The sequence below is a fragment of the Nitrospirota bacterium genome (genome assembly GCA_030684575.1).
In the GTDB taxonomy this organism is placed as follows: domain Bacteria; phylum Nitrospirota; class Nitrospiria; order Nitrospirales; family Nitrospiraceae; genus Palsa-1315.
In genome coordinates this window covers 888,721-909,845 of the sequence record JAUXVD010000008.1, presented here as the reverse complement: position 1 = coordinate 909,845, position 21,125 = coordinate 888,721, and the positions used below count along the sequence as shown (strand labels likewise).

Annotated in this window: 18 protein-coding genes; all 18 read right to left on the bottom strand. The window is 53.0% G+C overall.

Annotation, left to right across the window (positions count from 1 at the left end; genetic code table 11):
• Nucleotides 1–24 precede the first annotated feature (24 nt).
• On the bottom strand, nucleotides 25–1,182 hold the full coding sequence (locus Q8N00_07505) for an NAD-dependent epimerase/dehydratase family protein (protein ID MDP2382636.1): 1,158 nt from the start codon (nucleotides 1,180–1,182) through the stop codon (nucleotides 25–27).
• Nucleotides 1,183–1,221: 39 nt separating this feature from the next.
• Nucleotides 1,222–2,253 (bottom strand): N-acetylneuraminate synthase family protein, encoded by a 1,032-nt coding sequence (locus Q8N00_07500; protein ID MDP2382635.1) that lies wholly within the window; start codon nucleotides 2,251–2,253, stop codon nucleotides 1,222–1,224.
• Between the two features lie 30 nt (nucleotides 2,254–2,283).
• A complete protein-coding gene (locus Q8N00_07495; protein ID MDP2382634.1) occupies nucleotides 2,284–4,095 on the bottom strand; it encodes an ABC transporter ATP-binding protein in 1,812 nt (603 codons plus the stop codon).
• Between the two features lies 1 nt (nucleotide 4,096).
• A complete protein-coding gene (locus Q8N00_07490) occupies nucleotides 4,097–5,050 on the bottom strand; it encodes a class I SAM-dependent methyltransferase (protein MDP2382633.1) in 954 nt (317 codons plus the stop codon).
• Nucleotides 5,051–5,167: 117 nt separating this feature from the next.
• Nucleotides 5,168–6,790 (bottom strand): hypothetical protein, encoded by a 1,623-nt coding sequence (locus Q8N00_07485; GenBank protein ID MDP2382632.1) that lies wholly within the window; start codon nucleotides 6,788–6,790, stop codon nucleotides 5,168–5,170.
• A 498-nt stretch (nucleotides 6,791–7,288) separates the two neighbouring features.
• Nucleotides 7,289–8,056, bottom strand: coding sequence for a hypothetical protein (locus Q8N00_07480; protein ID MDP2382631.1), 768 nt, complete (start codon nucleotides 8,054–8,056; stop codon nucleotides 7,289–7,291).
• A 428-nt stretch (nucleotides 8,057–8,484) separates the two neighbouring features.
• A complete protein-coding gene (locus Q8N00_07475) occupies nucleotides 8,485–9,732 on the bottom strand; it encodes an N-acetyl sugar amidotransferase (protein MDP2382630.1) in 1,248 nt (415 codons plus the stop codon).
• Nucleotides 9,725–10,513, bottom strand: coding sequence for a HisA/HisF-related TIM barrel protein (locus Q8N00_07470; protein ID MDP2382629.1), 789 nt, complete (start codon nucleotides 10,511–10,513; stop codon nucleotides 9,725–9,727). Before Q8N00_07470 ends, Q8N00_07475 begins: the two co-directional genes overlap by 8 nt.
• Nucleotides 10,506–11,093 (bottom strand): imidazole glycerol phosphate synthase subunit HisH, encoded by a 588-nt coding sequence (gene hisH, locus Q8N00_07465; protein ID MDP2382628.1) that lies wholly within the window; start codon nucleotides 11,091–11,093, stop codon nucleotides 10,506–10,508. Before hisH ends, Q8N00_07470 begins: the two co-directional genes overlap by 8 nt.
• Nucleotides 11,094–11,113: 20 nt before the next feature.
• Nucleotides 11,114–12,244, bottom strand: coding sequence for an N-acetyl sugar amidotransferase (locus tag Q8N00_07460; GenBank protein MDP2382627.1), 1,131 nt, complete (start codon nucleotides 12,242–12,244; stop codon nucleotides 11,114–11,116).
• A gap of 10 nt (nucleotides 12,245–12,254) precedes the next feature.
• Nucleotides 12,255–13,139, bottom strand: a complete 885-nt coding sequence (locus tag Q8N00_07455) for a hypothetical protein (protein ID MDP2382626.1) — start codon at nucleotides 13,137–13,139, stop codon at nucleotides 12,255–12,257.
• Nucleotides 13,132–13,665 (bottom strand): GNAT family protein, encoded by a 534-nt coding sequence (locus Q8N00_07450; protein MDP2382625.1) that lies wholly within the window; start codon nucleotides 13,663–13,665, stop codon nucleotides 13,132–13,134. The genes Q8N00_07455 and Q8N00_07450 overlap by 8 nt, the downstream gene beginning before the upstream one ends.
• Before the next feature lie 21 nt (nucleotides 13,666–13,686).
• Nucleotides 13,687–14,982 carry a DegT/DnrJ/EryC1/StrS family aminotransferase gene (locus tag Q8N00_07445; protein MDP2382624.1) on the bottom strand — a complete coding sequence of 432 codons (1,296 nt, stop codon included), beginning with the start codon at nucleotides 14,980–14,982 and terminating at the stop codon, nucleotides 13,687–13,689.
• 57 nt (nucleotides 14,983–15,039) lie between these two features.
• The gene (locus Q8N00_07440; GenBank protein MDP2382623.1) at nucleotides 15,040–16,041 is read right to left on the bottom strand and encodes a Gfo/Idh/MocA family oxidoreductase; all 1,002 of its coding nucleotides are present in this window, start codon (nucleotides 16,039–16,041) and stop codon (nucleotides 15,040–15,042) included.
• A gap of 795 nt (nucleotides 16,042–16,836) precedes the next feature.
• Nucleotides 16,837–18,213 (bottom strand): SGNH/GDSL hydrolase family protein, encoded by a 1,377-nt coding sequence (locus tag Q8N00_07435; protein ID MDP2382622.1) that lies wholly within the window; start codon nucleotides 18,211–18,213, stop codon nucleotides 16,837–16,839.
• Nucleotides 18,214–18,285: 72 nt separating this feature from the next.
• Nucleotides 18,286–18,816 carry a UDP-4-amino-4,6-dideoxy-N-acetyl-beta-L-altrosamine N-acetyltransferase gene (gene pseH / locus Q8N00_07430; protein ID MDP2382621.1) on the bottom strand — a complete coding sequence of 177 codons (531 nt, stop codon included), beginning with the start codon at nucleotides 18,814–18,816 and terminating at the stop codon, nucleotides 18,286–18,288.
• Nucleotides 18,813–19,859, bottom strand: a complete 1,047-nt coding sequence (locus Q8N00_07425; GenBank protein ID MDP2382620.1) for an N-acetylneuraminate synthase family protein — start codon at nucleotides 19,857–19,859, stop codon at nucleotides 18,813–18,815. Before Q8N00_07425 ends, pseH begins: the two co-directional genes overlap by 4 nt.
• Nucleotides 19,856–20,872, bottom strand: coding sequence for a UDP-2,4-diacetamido-2,4,6-trideoxy-beta-L-altropyranose hydrolase (gene pseG / locus Q8N00_07420; GenBank protein ID MDP2382619.1), 1,017 nt, complete (start codon nucleotides 20,870–20,872; stop codon nucleotides 19,856–19,858). The genes Q8N00_07425 and pseG overlap by 4 nt, the downstream gene beginning before the upstream one ends.
• Nucleotides 20,873–21,125 lie beyond the last annotated feature (253 nt).

Below are 21,125 nucleotides of genomic sequence, written 5' to 3'. Positions count from 1 at the left end.
GGGTGTAAGGAGAATGAGGAACAATTACTTTTTTTGCGCCCAGGTGACTGTCGGCATGATCGTATCTGCCTTGACGTTGTCTCGGTATCGCAGTGCCACCGATAGCATTGAGTCCAGCGTCTCGTCTGTCAGCAAATGCGGCTTTAGCCCAAGATCGACGAGCTTGGAATGTTTGGCGTTGAAGTAGTGGCTTTCCATCTCAATGCGGGGATTCTCAATGTGGTCGAGCTTCACGTTCAACCCCACTCTGGAACCTGCTGCTTGAACCTTGGCTGCCAACATGGCGACCGAAAATTGCTCGGTAAACTGGTTCATCACACGAAACTCTTTGGGCTTCGCAGGTTTATCTACGGCTAGCGCAACACATTGGATCGTGTCCGTGATGTTAAGAAACCCTCTGGTTTGACCGCCTTGCCCATAAACGGTAAGTGGCATTCCGATGGCGGCCTGCACGAGAAAACGGTTCAGTACCGTTCCGAAAACATGATCATAGTGAAAAGAGGTGTGGAGTTCCGAGTCAATGTCCGAATGGTCAGTGCCAAGTCCGTACACGACCCCCTGATTCAAATCCGTTGCTGCGAGATCCCAGATCCGGCATGCAAATTCTATATTATTACTGTCATGCACTTTGGACAGATGGTAGAAGCTCCCTGGCCGTTTCGGGTAAAGGACCGTATCCTGACGGCCATTATGGGTCACAGTCAGCCAACCTTCTTCGATATCAATATTGGGCGTGCCGTACTCCCCCATCGTGCCAAGCTTAACGAGATGAGCCTCCGGACAATATCGACGCATGGCAAACAGAAGGTTGAGAGTACCACTCACGTTATTGATTTGCGTGTAGACAGCGTTCTCCCGGCTCTGCATCGAATAGGGTGCGGATGGCTGTTCGCCATAATGGATAATCGCATCGGGACGAAATTTTTCCAGCACCTTGTAAAGGAAACGATGATTGCAGATATCGCCGACTTGCAACTGGATATCCGCCCCGGTCTTCTCTTTCCACTTGAGAATTCGACGATGCAGGGTAGGAACAGGAATGAGCGGCTCAATCCCATCCTCTAACTCCCAACGGCGCTTCGAAAAATTGTCAACCACCACCACCTCGTCTCCGCGAGACGAGAAGTGAAGAGCCGTCGGCCATCCTAAGTAGCCATCACCGCCAAGAATTATGATTCGCATGGACTCTCCTTTTCCAGTCTGGGCAACACGTTAAATTTCTCAGTTGGCGTTTGCAATATCATCAATCGCTATCAACTCATCAGCCTGTACATTCCTCTTAAGCTGGCCTCCCAGAATCTGCTGGAGTTGATTAGGAGGAATGCCATCGCCAGGCCGCTTACAACACAAGTCCTCGGCTGTTAATTTGTGTCCGGCGGGGAGATCCTTTGAAGGCACCAATGATTTAAGTGCCCATTTGGCTCCCTCTCGCTCGCAGGGAGCAGGTTCTTTTCTCCCATGTCCGATCATTCCCTTTACGCGTCGGATGTCAGACACCAATTGAGCAAAATTCTCCGGCCCGGCAGAAACTTTCCAGTCTTGCGCATTTGGCACATTGCGCAGAATCGTAATATGCTTTTCAATAATCGCCGCTCCTCGGGCAACGGCCGCCAAGACAGCCAAGTTATCCTCCGTGTGATCCGAGTATCCGACTGGCCCCAGAAAGATCTCGCTCAATCGGCCCATGGCAGCCAAATTCACCTGATCGGAAGGGGTGGGATAGGACGTCACGCAATGTAATAGCGCGAGTTCCTGGCAACCTGCAACCGCACATGCCTCGATAGCCTCTTGCACGTCCGATTCGCCGTACATTCCGGTTGAAACGATCATGGGCTTGCCTAATGAAGCCAGCTTCGAGAGAAAGGCCGGGTTGTTCCGTTCTCCAGAGCCCACCTTCACCGCGGGCACGTCGAGATCTTGAAGCCAACGGATACGGGTTTCATCGTGCGCCGTTGCAAGGAAAGTAAGCCCGCGCCGGCTACACAAATCCTTTAGTTCCCGCGCTTGCACAAATGTCAGATTGCGCGGGCGCAGACGCTCCCGCCAATCCTGTGCACGTCGCGCAATCAACGCCTCTACATCGAAGAACTGTGTCTTGAACGCATCGGCTCCACCATCTGCTGCCAGATTAACCAGTTGGCGGGCAAGTTCCATGTCGCCAAAATGGGAGAGTCCCCCTTCTGCAATGATAAACACAGGAGCACCGTCGCCGACCTCCCGGGCATCAATTCTGAACGACGTACAAAACGACATACTCCACACCTTTCACGTGGTGAGATCGGATCATGCGCTGGCCGGATGTTGCCGCAACACGTCGGAATAAGTCCCGTGCATGGTTAAGCGACCGGCATCGAGCAACAACACCTGATCACAGGTCGACACGGCACTCATTCTATGGGAGATAATGACCATAGTAATCCGGCCTCGAAGTTCTTCCAACGAACGAATGATCACCTGCTCAGTCGAAGAATCTAGCGCGCCAGTGGCTTCATCCAGCAGCAATATGTCAGGCCGCCGGTACAGAGCGCGTGCGATAGCGATCCGCTGCCGCTCCCCGCCGGAGATTCTCACGGCACGATCCCCCAGCCTGGTCCGCACTCTCTCCGGCAACCCGGCAACAAAGTCTTGCAAACCCGCCATCCTTAGACATTCCTCAACCCAAGGCTCATCAATCATGGCATCTGTGACCCCGAAGGCAACATTTGCCATGATCGTGTCGTCTGTGAAATAGGGCGACTGGGACACATAACCAATTCGTCGCTGCCAGGTTCGAGTATCAAGTGATCTGAGCGGCTGCCCATCGATCAGAATGTCTCCCCTGATCGGCGTCTGTAACCCCAGCAAGAGGTCGACGAACGTGCTTTTCCCCGCACCCGATGCCCCGATCAACCCATAGGATCGCCCGCGTTCCAGAGCGATCGACAAATCTGCCAGCACCGGTCGTTCAGTGCCGGTGTAACTAAAACTCACACTGTCGAAGCGGATATCCTGCCAAGCTAGAGGAACGGGCATCACTCTACCGACAGGTGTCACAGTCCGAGAAGCTTCCAGAATGCTGTGCCGTAAGGTAAGAATACCCTCGACCCACGGTATCGCATTGAGTAGCGAGGTCATCGTCGCGGAAAGTCGAGTGACTGCCGGCACCACACGTGAGGTGACCAAGACGATGAGAGCCATCTGGGAGGCGATCTCCCCTCCCCGGCTGCCTGACTTCCAGAGAATAAGCACCACGAGCAAGAGACTGGACTGCCCCACAAGCAGCAAGAGGGAGGTCGGTAACTGCCCTAGAATCACCCCCCGAGCAGAGGCATGGCTCATTAGGCCATAAGAGTCTTTAAATAATTGGAGGAAATATCCTTCTCCACCATTGACCTTGATATCTTTCACACCGGACAGAATCTGGGTTTCCATGATCATCGCCTGATCGGCTGCCTGTCGTTTTGTATTTGTCCACTTGATAATCGATGGTCGTATGACCCATAGAATCCCATACGCGAGCACAGCGACCATGGCAAGCGCGATAATGCCTCCTACTGGAGCCGTGGCCATCACCACGACCACCCCAGCAAGGATGGTGAGTCCATGGGTCAGCACTCGCAGCATATTCCCAATACAATCTCGGCCCCAGAGGGCAATGTCATTGTGGAACAGCCGAACCAATTGGGCCGCATTTCTCTCAAGAAACCACGGGTATGGAGCCGCGATCGTTTCGCCTAACAACTCGTGTGCCAGTCGCGTCTGGATGCGGGATACAAAAACTTCGATCGCAGACTGAACGGAAAGATTCCCAGCCTGCCCAACGGCTATACAGAAGAGCGCAGTACCACTAAGCAGAAAAACGAATTGCTCTACCGGCAGACTACCTAAGATTTCGTGCAAGAGCTGCATGGCCCTATGACTCTGCAACAGATCAGGCTCCACAACAATTCCGACAACCGGCAAAACCAGAAGCATGGCCACAACCTGCACAACTTCCGTCAGGGAAACGAGCAGACTGAGCAGGATAGCCCTCCTGCGCTCAGGCTCTGTCAGGAGTCGCAGCCCCCGAGGAAGAATTTCAAGGAGCTTCCCCTGGAAATGAGGTCCGTTCGGCATATCAATGGACTTTGGCATTTGGGGATGGGGCGGGCACCACTTCGGCAACTAACATTGCCACACCATGTGTGTGCTTAAGTGGCAGCTGTCGAAAAAGCGCGATGGGAGCAAATCCGGCTGCTTGCATCATCCTCAGGTCCGCCCGAAAGTAGTTTCGGACCAAAAGATTCAAGTAGCCCAGCCAGTCATTGGCTTCACGGAAGGCTTCAAGAAACACGACGTATCGACAAGTGACTCTTCGAATCTCTGCGAGCACCTGAGGGAGAATTGGCCACATTTGCTCAAGTGCCAACACGGTAAATGTGAGATCGAACGATTTGTCCGGAGCCGATAAACACTTCGCGTTGCCCTGACGAAAATCAATCCGACGAACTGCCTCCATCGCCGTCACATCATTCTGGCCAACAAGCTTTGCCAAATTCGGCGGAAGGCTTTGTCTCTCCTGGAGACTCTTGGCCACAGCAACTCCCTCATGGGTCAGCTCGTACCCGCAGAACGGTATGTCAGGGAAACGCGGCGCCAGATAAATGAGGTTCTTGCCAGAGCCGAATCCTACCTCACAGACCGAAGATGGCTTGAGCTGACCGACGACATCCGAAAGAGTTGCAAGATAGGCGGCGTAAAGCCCACTGGGAGGTAAGACCAATAAGCTTTCGTTGCCTAGCTTGAAGGGGTTTGAGCGAGCCGTGGATGCCAGACAAGCATCAAAGGCCTCTACCCCGGTGTCGGCATAGGAATCAGAATAGTGCCTCTCGGTAGACTCCTGAGACCGTTCCCTCTTGAAGCGAATGATTTGCTGAAGTCCTAGCTGAATTGTTGACACCAATGTTCCGCGGCGACGTGAACGACAGAGTGCACGCCCTTCCAAACTTGCCTGGGGAATTATAGCCTTCAGATATGGCGAAACCGCCTCGATAAGGCGTTTCTGGGGGAGCGATTCAATTCTCACGGCCATCCTGGTATATACCTTTATAGTTTCGAGTTACCTTGCATCGACCACGACTGTGTCCGTCTCTACCAGCTGAAGATACCGGCAATACAGGGCTTCCCCCAGATTTGCTCACAGCGCATGTCATGCGGAAAATTCTTTGGCGAGACCCATCTTATATGTGTGGTAATGCCTATGAGGGGAAGCAACCCAATCACGGATGGTCCTTAATTCCCTTGCAATGACTTCCTGATTCTTGGACCAAAGATCAGGGAGCGTTTCATAAATCGGACTCTGCACGGGATCATCCTCAAGAATGAAGCCCCCCTGCCACGAGGGACGACAAAAATGCCACCCGGCAAGAATTTGCGCTCGCCTCGATGTTTCTGAAATATCCACGTCTTTCCACCATTCAGTGGCAAGACTTTGAAGATACTCTTCTCTCGATCGTGGCCATTTGGCAATCCCCAGTTCATGATACCAACCTTTGTCTGCTATCAGAACCGGCTTCCCCACTGCCGCGAACTCAATCCCCGCAGTTCCGTGATAGGTAACCAGCCCATCGACCGCGTCCATCAGAGCCGCACCATTCCATTCCTTGGGAACCTGTTGAATATGCCCCAAGAGGTGCGCGGGCATCAGATCGCTCAACGTCACGCCGCCATACCAATCATCACAGGGATGGGCCTTAAATAGCCAATTCACGGATTGATTCATGTTCGCTGCATCAATGGTGGCTTTCAGCCAGTCTAGAAAATCGACAAAATGGCTCATGCCATACATATGAGGGTAGTCGAACCAATTAGACGCATATACGGCAATGATGGGACGCTTTGGATCCCACTCAAACTGTGCACAGATATCCTGTCTGCTAATCAGCTGCTGCCTCTTCTGATAAGAATAAATAGCGGCCAGTTCCTTCGTGTTCCCAACGCGCCGCTTCTGAATGTACGCTCTTCCTGCAGTGGCCATTGAAGCAACACATTCTGGAGACAAATGTTCAAAGTCGAATTTCGTGGGACGGTTTGTCGCTTCCCACATCTCTTCAGGTCGGTTGATTTTGACAAATCGCAACACCCCGAATTCACCATATGACGCTACAACAGGGATACCACGCACGACTGCCATCCACGCAAGGGCCGCATATTGAAAGTTAATCACGTGACTCATCACGAGCAGCTTAAAATCATACGTCTTCAATAAATGCTCTGCCACCGCTAGGCACCCCAGCAATTCAGAGACATAACCTAAAAGCCTCGGGTCGGCAAGGTTCACACAAGCGGCACGTTGACGCTTGAGCAGGCCATCATAGAGAAACTCCGGCGGAAACCCATGAGGCAGCTTCCAGGATAAAATATCACGCGGCGACTTAACGTTGGACAGCAAGCCCCGAGCAACATCTTGGCAATCTTGTGCTTTCCTTGAGACGTCAAATGAGACGATCTCTTTGATGCCCAGTCTCGTAAATGTCTGGCTGCACTCTTTCGATCTGAAAGGCCCGACCAACCCTATCTCCCGTGCACGTGACAGGCCCAACGCCCTGCGCAAAAGCGCATAACGCGCCCAATGGTTTGGATTGTCCCATGTGCCATCCACTAACACGGTGCCGAAAAAGAAATCCGCTTCTTGCCCGTGGCTGAACTCGGCCAGCATGTTCTCTGCAGAAACCCGCTGCCGAGCATACGCACGAGCCTTTTCTAATCTGGCAAGGCTTACCCGCGCCACAAGGTGACTGCACCAACGGCGGAGAATATTAAGGTCGATCATCTTAATGACACCCTACCATCGAGTCCCGTCAAAGGCTGGAGTTGATGAAGTCAACGTAGGTATCCGCGCCTGGAGTAGCACCGGTCGAACAAATCCTCTATGCCTTACCGACGGTGTTCGCAGCGAACGATACGAGGCACCAGAAACGCGACGAAACATTACAACATCCCCCTGAACCAAGTTAACTCTTTAAGAGAAATAACTTCGAAGGCGCCTGATGGAGTTCCCCTCACAAGCCGCACCATCGACCGGCAAGTTTCTCGGAAGCTCCGCCACCGTTTCCACAGTGAATAGCACTCTTTCGAGATCGGAAGGCCCAAGATCCGAATGGATCGAACTGGCATGGATGAGCCGTTCAAAATACAAGGATTCTGCAACGGACACCCTGGAACACTTCCACTGCTGCTTGCTTCTCTCCCTGTCCGATCGAGTTGTACCAAGAGAATGGAGCGGTTCGGACAGGTGTTCCACCTCGAATGGCAAGTTGAGAATCTTTCATCAGAAATCTGCAGCAGGATCCTTAGGATAGGACTCCACCTTCTTTATTCCATGCTTCCGATATCGCTCAAACGGCGTAGGCTGATCAGCCGGATAGCAGTGAAACAAACACACATAGCGAGCCCTTCCTGCAGCGGGATACCCCCCTTTATGCAATATATTATTTCCAAAAGCCGCAACAAGTCCGGCCGGACCGGTTGGTTGCTCAACGAATTTACCATAAAACCTTCCGATCACTTCCTCAAAATAGTCGCATTTAATTTTCCTGACTTCTTCTCGAGAAAGTTCCTTCTTGTTTTTGGCTGCCTGCTCCAAACCTATCCTGAACACCGCGGGCTCGCCTCGGTACGTGGCCAACGAATAGTCCCATGGCAGACATTCAAGGGCCCCATCCTCTTTCTCAACATCCTTCAAGTAGAGCATCACAATGACACAAGTCCCGGGGCCTCCATCGGCGTGCCACAACTCGGAACCTGCCGGATCTCCTCTGCGATTTTCTGATTTGTAGAGCATGCCGTAAAATATTTTGAAGTTGGCTTTGAATATCTCCTTTAAAAACGACTCCAACATTCGCTTGAATAGTTGTTCGATTTCGGGGAATGTCGTGTATATCTCCTTCAGGTATTGCCCTCGTTCATTCCAAATTTCAAGGCCGGCCCGTTCTTCATCTTGGATTTTCCTGAAAATTGACTGAGCCAATTGTTGATTCTCTTGAGTCCAGAAAGAGGCAACATTCTTAGCCTGAAAATCCTGCACCGCTTTTTTCACCTCAGGGGAACTCTCCACTCGCTCCGTAAAGCCTTGGCGACAATGGTCAAGATAGTTGGAATAGCGATACGCTTGCCTCCACCCCAATCGTGAGCGATGCTTCTCAATGGACCGTAGGCTCAGGTAATCCCCCACCGTATCTTTGAATTTTCGAAAAATGGACACGCTCATTTGCTGGCTCCTTGGTTAACCAATCCTAGCCGGCCGCACCTTTATGGACATGAACGACGTGTTCCAATAATTTGAGAGCAGGTGCTGTTGCTCTTTTTGGAATGACCACCGCCTCACTCGATCCTGCCGAATCATTTTAGTTTTAGAGATCGAAGAGTTCTGGCTCCAATGCTCCATTGGGAACCGACCGCTCACGCACGGCGCAGCTCCCTCCATTCCGGTGAGACTGGTCATACCAGGAGCCGAACGAGGAGCCACTATGGCCATCCCTTTCCAATTGTGATGTACTCTGCACTGCGATCGTATTCGAGCGTATCTGTCGCCTCAAAACTGCCAGACAATCCAGGCGCTTGATGATCGCTTATTTCTCTTAGCTCATGCCCGGCGCTCCATCCGTTAAACTCCCACTTTCCGACCTCAGTCTGTATCCAGAACTTTGGATTGCGATGCTGGTCGAGCATAAACTGCAACGACTTTGGCGCTATGCCTAGCCACGCGCAAAACTGTCCATGATATTTGAGCGGCGCTTGTTCGTGCATACGAATGAGGCGTAATCCCTTCTCGCGGCTAATCCTGCCGAATCGAATTTCTCGGCTGGCATGATCGGTGACTTTTGAATAACCATGTTTGTAGAGCTTTAGCTGATCATGCAAATCCATATAGTTAAAGCAGTCGATAAAATCATAGCAGTCAAAGGTACGATTGAAGACAGAGGTTTTGTACCCATACTCGCGCATCATCTGCTCATGCTGCGCCTTGGGATCCCACCTTACGTAGTTGCCCAAGTAGATACCCCGTACGCCTACTGCGTTCAGATCGCGATCGTCAGGATAGCGATACTGCCAGATGTCTTCTTCCTTGAGAGTATCGAAGATGGACAATAGATCATCGGCCTCATGTCCCATCAAATCATGATCCTTCCGGTAGCGACGGGTCATCTCGACCTCATGCTCATGGGAAAACATGCCAACCTGTTCAAGACCCTGGTGAGCACCCCAGATAATTAATGGGACCTTATATCGAACAGCCGTCTGAACCGGGAATACCGTTTGGCCCGCTAAAATAGGCCAATACATACTGCCGAACTGCCGCAGAGTGCTCCGGGTAATATTCTTTACCGAAACGGGATTGACGTTCTGACAAAGGATGTCGCAGTTGAATCGAATGCGAAGATTCGAAAGGTTGCGGATACCGAGCGGCGTATTGAAATATTTATTATAGGTCACTAACAATGGATTCAGGCCCAACCGCTCCTTCACCAAGTAAACGATGTAGTAAGAATCCTGGGCGCCGGTTACAGGAACGATACAATCGTAGTTTAGGCCGTCAGCACTTCGATATGGCGCCACAAGCTGGGTCAACTTCTCCCACCGAGCTGCCCAATCGAGATTATCCTTTTCTTCATGAATGAGGCATCCGGAGCAGATGCCTTGTTCATCCAGCATCAGTCCGAGCGGGTGGTCCGCAGAATAAAAACAACGACGACAAACCTGTGGATTAGACATCAGCCGTGAGAGAATACATTGATTCGTAACTTGGAAGGCGCACTGGCATGCCTATCAATTTCGTCTTGATCTTCTGAATGGCATGCTCCCTGTAGCTCAGAAAGTTTCCCACAGCCACGGCAGCCATGGGCGGCTGCGAGAGGAGCTCAATCAGCTGACCAGGCTCGCTCAGTCCGCCAAAAGCGATTAGAGGGATTTCAGCCGGAAGTGAAGCATGGGCAATCAACCTGTGGTCAAAGCCTCCGGGCTGCCCTTCATGCTCCCAATCAATGACGAGTAGCTCCGAGACTATGCCCAATGTGATGGCATCCAGATCTTTAGCCGAAACTTGAGTTGAAACTTTAGTACGGTAATCCAGCCATTCGATACGCTGATCGCGATAGGAGAGCGGCAAGGCGGCAATCACCGCCTGCGCCCCAAGTTGGCGTGACAACCCCCGCACAGTTTCAATATCATCGTGCAGAATGGCATCGACACAGAGGCGGTCCGCGCCTAGCCTAATCACTTGCAAACCATCCTCCACTGATCGGATTCCGCCACCATATATCAGCGGTGTTCCCAGACCCAATTGCCCCAGTCGCTCCAGGAGCTTGAAGTCTGGCCCTAGCCTATCGGAGGATCGATCAATGCTCAGAACGAAGATTTCATCCGCACCCCATCGGTCCAGATTTTGGACCAGGCATTCTGGCTTTCCCAACGGCAAATAGCGCCGATAGCCAAATGACTGAACCGCCCAGCCATTTCTCACAATGACTGTTCCGATCAAACGTTTCTTAAGCATGACACAATCCTGATATCAGACTTTTCAACAGTTCTTTTCCTGGCCCCTGACTCTTTTCAGGATGAAACTGCAATCCCACTACACTACCCCGGCGCACAACAGAAGGAAAAGCCTTGTGATGCCTCGATAGACCAATCTGATATTCCGATGGCCCTCGGTAAGCAAAGGAGTGATTGAAATAAAACACTTGTCCATCACTGGCTTGGAACAACGGGTCCTGCAGGACACATTCGATGGAATTCCAACCGATATGCCATTGCGGGTTGATCAGCGGCACCACCTCGCCCGGGATCAATCCAAGCCCCATAGTGTACTGATGCTCGTACGAAGCATCAGCCAGGAGTTGCATCCCCAGGCAGAAGCCGATGATTGGGCGCTGCAAGCGGGCTTGCTCCTGCAGATAACTAACCAAACTGAGGCTGTGAAGCGCTTTCATTCCACTTGGGAAGGCACCGACTCCCGGAAGCACCAGCACATCCGCTTCATTTAAGACGGCCTGATCGTTGCTGACACGCACACGATAATTCAGTTCACGTAAACTATGAACCACAGAAGCGTGGTTGCCCATGTGATAATCCACAACGCAGACAGTCCTCGAACTCACAAGCCGACTCCTACCTTGTATTTTCGATGAATGGAGCCATTCTCTTCTATGCAGAACAAGTCTTTGTTGACGGATGAATGCACTTGCTTCCAGAACTCGGTGACAGGAATGTCGATATAGGCGCAAAAACTTCCGATATATTCGTCACTGCATGAGTCGTCGTAACGCTCGACAAGTTCGATTCCCCGCTCACGCGTCATGCGGCCCTGGCGAATTGCCTCATTGGCATAATCTGTCACCCGGCCAAAACCAAACTTGTAGTACTTGATCATTTGATTCAGTGTGACCCAGTCCTCATCCAGCGCGGTGACACCAAAAAGATCTCCTGTGTTCTCAACGGTATCCTCGCGGATTTGCAAGCCATTGGAAGCAGAATACATTCCGTTGTTGACAAGAGACCAGTCTCCAAGAAACCAGCCTAGATACACGATCTGCAGGCCATGGGCGTCGAACTCCTCCGGCGAGGGATACCGATAGGGAATCAGATCTTCCGGACGCATGCCGGCATCAATCATCCAGTCGGCAGCGGCACCAGACAGGGTATTCATGTAGCGCAGGTTGTTACCATCGTAACCGGTACGCCCCAGCGTCTTCAGGTCACCCAACTGCAGGCCCGGGTTCTCGCCCCACAGGATCAGCGGAATGCCATACCGAATCGCCAGTTGGGGCACCGAGCTGAACAACGTCAACTCGGTAGATCTCGCCCAATTGGTAAACCGGGCAAAGGATTCGCGCATGAGACGTTGCCATGTACCCGGCGCGGGTGCCGACAGCACGACATCGAATCCCAGCTCGATCAAATTCGAGATATTGTCCACCCCACGCTGAGTGACTTGCTGTGGAGGGTAACTCAGACAAGCCAGCAATGGCCTGAGGCCGAGCTTATCCCTGACCCAAAGTGCTTGGCGCGTACTGTCCTTTCCTCCGCTCACTCCGATAATGCAATCGAAAAACTGCCCAGATCTGCGGCGATATTGACGAAGAAGATCTTCCAGTATCTCGTAGCGTTCCTGCCAATCAACGTATTGGAGCTGACGGAAATAATGACAGGCCGGGCAAATGCCTTCGTCGGTGAATTGCGCGTTGGGCCGAGTATCCGGCTGGATGCAGACCTTGCAGTACTTCATACAGCGCTCGTCACAAATCACGCAGATGCTGAATTCCCCGCTGCGGCAATGCGCAGCGGGGCGCCCAGGGTGGATTGGTTGAAATTACGCGCCGATTTGCGTGAAGAGCAACGACCATGGCAAATGATTGACAGCCGACGACCCAGTCGGCCCAGGCAATCGCCTCAGCGAGGGAACTAGACGTATCGATGGTCAGATTGAGTTCGCCCGAACGACTTAGCCATGAAGCGTATTTCCCGGGAGGATCTGACGGGTGGGAACGCAAGCGAACTTCAGGGGTGTGGCCCAAACCCAGGGCGCCAACTCGCTCCAAGAAAAAGTCGAGGGCTTGAAATTCTCCCGGCTCTTCATTATTCCCCCAAGGCTGCCGAATAGGCTCCAGCACATACAAGATATGGCTGCCTGGTCTTTCGTTTGGCTCGGGCGACAGCGCATTAATCTGAGCAACCAATCCCTCCAAATAGCGATTGGGCAACAACATTACCGGCAGATTAGGAAAACACCGCACTGCTTCAGTTTGGGCATCTTCATCCGCAACAAACAGTTCATCGGGCAGGACCTCCTCCCCATTACGAATAAAACGCTCACGGTAATTGACCCAATGATCGATCACCCCAATACTAAAGATGCCTAGCGCTCGTGCCATACGGCGTGCCTCATGCTCCAAGTCACTTGCCCAGCCCGTGCCACTCAGCAACATGGCCGCATCATCAAGTGCGTCGGACAACGATTCATTTTTCCAATTTGGAAAGGTGGCAGACCACAACGCCATGGCCGGGCCCTGCAGACAGGTTCGGACCGTTACATTGGACTGATTCTTAACCCATCCGAGAATAAGATTAGTGGCGCCTGCATCATGGGCAACAACTGCGAGAGGAGAAGACAGGCTAGTCATCTCTGAACTTTGCAAAGTAGAGAATGTCCTGAGCTTCCCCCTCAATAATCTCCTGCCGCACCCTCACTGCCTCAAGATGCATCCCTGAGCGTTCCAGAATCTTGATCATGCCCACATTACACCTGACCGTTCCCCCAGTGACTTTCCGAAGTCCCCTCTTTTCAAACAGAAATGACATCAGGGTCATCCACGCATCGAGGCCAAGACCTCGTCCCCAATACGCTTGATCGCCGAGCAGAATCCCCAAGTCAGCAGTGCTATGGGTCGGCGAAACATACGCCGTAATCGTGCCAACAACTTTCCCGCCCCCTCGCACACGGACCGCAAGAAACATGTTCTCCGTCCCGTCAAAGGAGCGCAGGTATTTCAGGCAGGTGTTTGAATCATGCTGATGTAAACGTTGGTTGCTGAACCGCACAACCTCAGGATCGCGCAACCAGCCAAGATACTCCTCGGTAATGTCCGACTCAGCAAAAGAAGTGAGTATCGTCCGCGCCCCCGTCAGCTCGCAAAGATTGTTGGTCACTACAGTCATCCTGCCTATGGGCTATTTATCCACCAGACTACTCATCCGACCCCACACCTTGTGAAACGCCGTGACAATACGATCAATGTCCTCGTTTGAAAAATCATACACACACATCCCAATGCTGAGATAGCTATGGTCCTGAAGTTTCTCGGCGACCGGGCAGATGCCTTTGCGATAATCAACATCGCGCTTACAGATCTCAGATGTCCACGGGAATCCCTTGGTGCCATAGGCCATCTTTTGCTGATACATTGGCAAAAGGTGAAGATTTTGATAACCCTTCCCAATGGGAACCCCCTCTGCCTGCAACGCCTCATAGATGCGACCGCGGCTGACCCGCAGTAACCCCTCATCCAGCACCATGGGATAGATATAGTAGGCATGGGTGCATCCTGGCCTGATCACCGGGGGGCGAAGACCAGCCAGACCATGCAGACCGGAGGTAAGGCGTTCCGCCGCATGCTGGCGGGTACCCACGAGCTCCTTCAGCTTTTTCAGTTGTTCGATGCCAATCGCGCACTCAATTTCGCCAAGACGAAAATTATATCCGATCATATTGCTAAGGTTGGTCACGCCCTTGTCGCCCACCACAGCTTCCGCATGGTTTCTGATCAATTGCAGGCGCTCGGCAATCTCGTCGTCATTGGTCACAAGGATTCCACCTTCGCCGGTATGGATATGCTTGTGGAAGTTCAGACTGTACCCGCCGACATCCGAAAGGGTTCCGGCATATTCACCCTTGACCATCGCGCCTGGCGCCTGCGCGGCATCGGTAATGACCTTGAGCCCATGCTTGCGGGCGATGGCCATCAGGACATCCGTATTGGCTGAGTGGCCGAAGATATCGACCGCCATGATGGCCTTGGTATAGGGCGAGATGGCGGATTCGACTGCCACGGGATCAAGACAAAATGTTTCAGACTCTATGTCGGCAAAGACCGGAATGGCATTCCAGTGCAGGATGGCCGTCGCGCTGGCACACATCGTCCAGGGGCTTACGATCACCTCGTCGCCCGGCTCGATACCTATGGCGCCGATAGCGGCGATCAACCCCGAAGTCCAGGAATTGACAGTGACTACATGCTTGACGCCGAAATACGCCTCACAGGCCCGTTCGAATTCCTGCACCTTTGGACCGCCGTAGAAGTCCGGGGTCCAGCAACCAAGGTATTGAGACAATACGCCACTCTCCACCACCTGTTTGGCAGCCGCTACTTCTTCCGGACCAATCGAATTGTAGCGCTTGAACGGGCTCTCTATAGTCTTGGGCCCGCCAAACAGTGCCAGCGGTTCGTCGATCGGGCTGTTGCTCATGAGAGAACCTTTACATTGATATCACGACCCAAGGTGCAGGATGCACCCAATAGCAGCTCAGCGGACAAGGCCGGACTTCTCCTTGATTCGTTCGCAAATCTCTTGCACCGCGAGGGCTGACCGACCCGTACTTGCCAACTCGGCCCCACTGCTTAATGCCTCGTGAATGTTGCTAACAGCGCCTAGCATGGCTAAGAGGTAGCCCCCTGCATGCCGCTCGCCTGCGTCAAGGGTTCGATACCCCCGAAAATGCGGACTCTCATTCGTGCGGCGTATCCGCCATGCCACGCCCCCCTCCTCCATGGTCAGCACCCCCCGCTCCGTAACAATCTGCAACTCGAACAAAGCGAAGTCGCTTGCATGGCCACAAACCAGGTGAATTGGTATGGTCTTGACCCCGGAGAGAATTGCAGGAACTGACGGATCATCGGGCAGGCCATCCCATACCGGAGTCCCTGTTGCCACGACACTCACAGGACCTAGCAGATGATGGAGCAAGTCGATCATGTGGGATCCGTTATTGAGAACCCCCTTATTGTACAGACCCACGACTGTGCGAACCGCCCCCCAAACACCGCTGGCCAGTTCGCCGCGAATACGCGTGATCTCCGGGTCCCAACGACGCGTGTGGTTTATCACCAGGGGTACGCCGGCCGCTTCGCAGGACTGAACCAACTCGGCCGTCGTCGCAGCATTTGGCGTGACCGGCTTTTCGCAAAAAATTATGCGAGGCTCCAGGCGAAGTGCAGCAAGAACATCACTGGCATGACAGTCCGTCGGCGAACAGATACTGACCACATCGAAACGGGAACCGGACTCGACCAGAGCATCCATTGAGGAATATCCACTAGCCACACCCCAATGGCGCATGAACTCCCTACGACGTGTCTCGTCGGGATCTACACAGGCGGACAACCGATACCGCCCATGACGTCTGAATGCACCCGCATGGGTGCATGGTGCGGCATCTGGTGCACGAGCAGCGTCAAAGCCGCCGGCAATATTGCCGCAACCAATGACCAGAACGGCGAGAGGATCAGAACCCGTGGCAATCGGCATGGCTGTTTACTTCATCTCCCGGCGTCTTCGTCTGATTTTCACCCTAACAACTCCCACCAAAGCGCCGTTCCTCGCTGCACATCCTTGCGAACCGATCTTCCCAGCACTTGCTCAAAAATGTTAGGGCGTTCTGTAACGAATACTTCCGTTCCAAGCGCCTGGAACGCATTCCACAGTAATGTGACGCTCATGCCATAGTCAGTGAGACCGACCAGCACCTTCACAGCACGCAAACCTTTCCGACCATCTTTTGCTGTATATGCTGATTTAGCATCGATAAATCAGGATGGCGGGCATTGAGCAGCCGAAACCGTTCGGGGTGCCGGTAGATATACAGCGACCCATGCTCGTGATCGGCAGGGTCTTGAGTCAGTTTCGCCAGCTTCAACTTAGCGGGAGGAAACACTTGGACATCCATACCGCGCGGGTAGGTCCGCTCTAAAACATTCGTGCAATAGTCCACGTGTAGGACAGGAAACGTATCATTTATGAGATCGAATCGCTTCCGGGTCGATCACCGGACAATCTCCCGTCGTTTCCACGATCAAATCGGCTTTAGCCGCCCGAGAAGCTTGCAGGGCCTGTTAAGGACATCCTCATCACTTCCCCGATAGCAGCCAACACCTAAACGACTGCCAACCTCTCAATGACCTCGCAGCCTTGATCAGTTGTCCTTGCGACGACCACAGCATCGATCTATTTGACTCGCCTAAGCCGCTCAATCATGATTTCGAGCATGGATTCCTTGTATGATCGCCACTAATCTCATGACCTTCTTATTCATTGCCATCGCCGTTATTTCCACAAAGTTCTCTCTCGAAGGTCTTTAATAATGATACTTGCCGCAAGTCTGTTGCCCCCCGCGTTCAAATGAACGTCAGTCCCAATCCCTGTGGGATACAGGGTTTTCGGATCTTCCACTTGTTTCTGAAATTCTCTCTCCAAATCGATAACCTGAAAATTCATTCGTTGAAACATTTCCAGCAATTCTTGCTTGGCATCCCTGTGGCTCAATGGCTGAAGGCTTATCCATTCGGAATATCGAGCTTGTTCAGGAACATAAACAACAATGATTTGACCACCCCAGTTAGCAACAGTATCTCTAGCCTGACTAAGCAATTCTGAATATACCGAGATGAGCTTTGCCCTAGGCCGTGTGCCCTGTTTGGCCAAATAGTGTGCGCGATTCAGAATTATTGAGCGCATGAGAAAGGCTGTAATGTTCTCCCATGGAAGGATAGAACTGACCGGTTTTTGAAGGCCGACACGGAGGGGGAGTTCGGTCTCGGCCAAGGACTTCTCATGCCATCGCACCAGTTCTTCCCTCAAACGCTGCTGCTGCTGTGACAGTTGCCTCGTTTCGTCCCTTTCAAGATAGAATTTGAGGTAGCTTTCGTTGAGTTCGTTCTCAAGATTTCCAAGATCGTTACCCTCAAAATAAAACCACAACACCAACTTGGGCTTGAACACCGCCATATATTCTTTGAAAATCGCATACTGCTGCAATGGCCCGCTTCCGCCAACTGCTGCATTTATCGTGGCAGGCTCAAACTCTGCTCGCAGCAGATCCACCATTAACTCTCCATCTTTTACACCGCACCCCGCCGTAATCGAATCTCCTAAAGCCACCAGTCGTGGCCTAAATTCTGGATCGTTCAGAAGACCTGGAGGATTCCTAAAACCAAACGTATCAGTCCGGAATCCGTCATAGGCTCCGCTTTCGTTGCACCAGAAGCTCCTTGCATCGCTTATAGGAGTCAGCCCCTCTATTCCGAAACCCACTGGGTTCACATACCCATAGACAAGTTCCCCCGCCTTTCGTTTATCTCTTATAACTTCAGCCAGCGAGCGCATATCAAAGCTCTCGCTCGGCAGCCGTGCCGCTGTTTTTGGTACCGCCCATGCCTGACGAAGTTGTGCGAGGACTTCAACCATTCCAACCGCAAAGATGCACGCACAGAGCACGAGCAGCAGATTGCGATTCTGGTCCTCGGACCTGAAAAGCCCCACAATACCAAAGAGCATACCTCCCGCAAGCATTCCCACAACAACCATTGTGGACATGACAGTGATCAGGGGCAGCGCGGAAAAATAGCGAAACAATAAATATGAAATCGCAAGAGCGATCAACAACACCGTGAGAAAGCGATTAAACGTTTTTGCAATATTCATGAATGCTCGACACGAGCCGTGCTGCCTCTCATCATTGGTCTCAAATAGAAAACTCGAAGAACAATAAGGATATTATTGCTTACCAATATAACTAGGGTGAATTATGGCCATGACAATCACATCCCGATGCTCACTGTTTTTGACTACGTGCCCCTGCAGAAGCCCCTCCTGGACAAAACCGAGTTTGCGGTAGAGGTGCAAGGCCTGGTTATTGTCGGGAAACGCGTACAGATATATGCGGTGCAGCCCTAGCTTGTTAAAGGCATAGTCGAGTAGTAGTCGGCTCGCCTCTGACGCCAGACCTTTCCCACGCGCCTCCGTATCGCCAATCAAAATACCGAACTCGGCCCGACGATGTTTGGAATCGATGTGATTGAGACCGATGGTGCCAGCACTCAAACCCGACGCGCGCTCGACAATTAAAAATTCCTGGCGGATTCCCTGGGCCCGGATCTGATCGAGCCACTGTAGATGCTCCTCCCTGGTCAGAGGTTTATCGCTGAACAACTGAGCCAGAACGTCGGGATTGTTCCGCATGCGTATGACATCGTCCGTATCCGCCGGTTCCATGGGTCGCAACATCACGCGATCGCCTTGCATCATTCCAAATCTTCCATTCGAATCAGCGCCTCGGCCAAAATCAGCTTGGCCGCGGTCCGGCCGATCACCTTCTCCAGCGAATCCGGCGCCAAACCGAACCCCAGCTTCCCACAACGCAGTACTGCCACATTATCATGGTTCAGTTGCTCTCCGACCCAGATGTCGCGAATCGCAAAGATGCTGCGGCGGGCGAAAGCACGCAACTCCTGCTCTTCTGGAAGCGGCTCTTTGCGCCCATGACCCAGCGCGCGTTCGGCGTCGCGTACACGTTGGACCAACATTTTGAGTTCATGCGGTTCGATTGCAAACGCGTGATCCGGCCCCGGCATCCGGTTGTCGAGAGTCACATGTTTCTCGATGAGACAGGCGCCGAGTGCCACGGCTACCACAGGCGCCAGGATCGGATCCCGCGAATGATCGGACAGGCCGGTCGGGAGCCCCGTCGCGTCTCGCAAAGAAACAAGTGCCCGTGCGTTTACGGCCTCGAGCGGCGTCGGATACTTTGCCGTGCATTGGAGCACAATGATGCGCTCATTGCCTTCCAACCGAATGACCTCTACTGCTTGCATGACCTCTACCAGCGACGCGGTCCCGGTCGAAATGATCATGGGTTTGCGTTTCCTGGCGATATGACGCAAGAGCGGTGCATGTGTCATCTCGTAGGATGCGATCTTGAAAGCCGGGACGTAGGGATCTAAGAGGTCGGCGGAAGCCTCGTCAAAGGGGGAGGATAGAAACGCCAGCCTTTTCATCCTGCAATAATCGGCCAGACGCGGCACCCACTCGTCGGGCGTCTCCATTTCCTTGATGATGTCATAGATCGGCCGGGATGTTTTCAGGTAGTCGCTCTCCCCTGCAAATCTCGGGTAGAGTGTGGCAGCCTTGAAATGTTGAAACTTGACAGCGTTCACCCCCGCTTCGGCCGCCACATCGATCAGCCGCAGGGCCTGTTCAAAATTACCGTTGTGGTTGCTTCCGGCTTCCGCCACGAGGTAGACGGGCTCCCCGTCGCCGACCCAATGTCCCCCGATCTGAATTCGGGTCATGATAACCGCGCCTCTGTCAGTTCCAGAATCGTTCGCGCCACACGGCTTGCACCCTGCCCATCAACCAGCCCTCTTCCTTGACGGCTCATCATAGCTCGCCTGGAAGCATCGTCACCCAACGACTTGAGTTCGTGCGTCACCTTCGACTCAAGATCACTGTCTCGCACATCGCCGCCCCACACGAGCGAACCGGCCTTCACAAGTCCCTTCAGATTGCCCGTCTGGTTCTCCGCTGTTCGAACGGCAATTGCCGGCGTGCCGGTAGCAGCAAGTTCATAGGTTGTCTGCCCACCTCCGCACAGCGCGAGGTCAGCGGCCAGCATCAGGCCACGCATATCGATGGGGTCTCTGTGCAAAACAATCGACCCAGCCACCCTCGACGCTTCATCCTGAAGGACCTCCAAATTTTCAAAGAGGGGGCCAACGACCACATCTTGCTTAACCGAACCTAGTGCACGTGTAATCCATTGCATCAGCCGCACCGTCAAGTTATTCGGATCGCTGCCTCCCACGGTAATCAGCACGCGCCCGATACGATCCGCAATAACCCTCGTGGGTATCCCCGCAAACTCGGGGCGGAGGAGGATAAATTGCGGCCCCAACAAGTACGCCGTCTCAGAGGCACCACGATAGCGCAATTGCTCGGCGCTGGCCGACCCATTGACGACAAGAGTCACTCGCAACTCCCGATCCGCCAGATCATCGAGGACCGCTACCACACGCGCCGCTTCACCCAATAGTTGGAAGTACGCCGGGGAGAACGCATAGGAATCAGCCACAATCGCGTCCACATTCAAATCCCTGCACTGGCAAATGGTCTCTTGCAAATCATGCTCAGGCCTAATGCGAATCGCATCAAACCCTTCAATCGCCGCGAACCTACATACTTCGGAATCTCCGTCCAACAGGAACAGGCTGTGCGCCCCTTGTGCTCGAAGCGCCAGAGCCAACGAGAGGCAGCGGCGGACATGGCCCAGCCCGATACGGCGCCCGCCACCTGTGCGAAATGCCACACGCACAACTTGTGTCATTTTCTGAAGTGACCGACCACCTTCATCACGGCGGCAGTGACGTCTTTCACATCTCCATCCGTCATCACGGGAAAGATCGGCAGACTGATCTTCCGTTCGGCCACTCGCCCTTCTTATCGGACAGCGCATCGACGTGCTGGCTGGTGCCAAGCCAGTGGGACTGAGCCAGATCGTCTGAGATCGCCTGTGTGCCGCGTCGTTTCAGTGCATCAGCTAAGGTCAGGCAACGCATGAA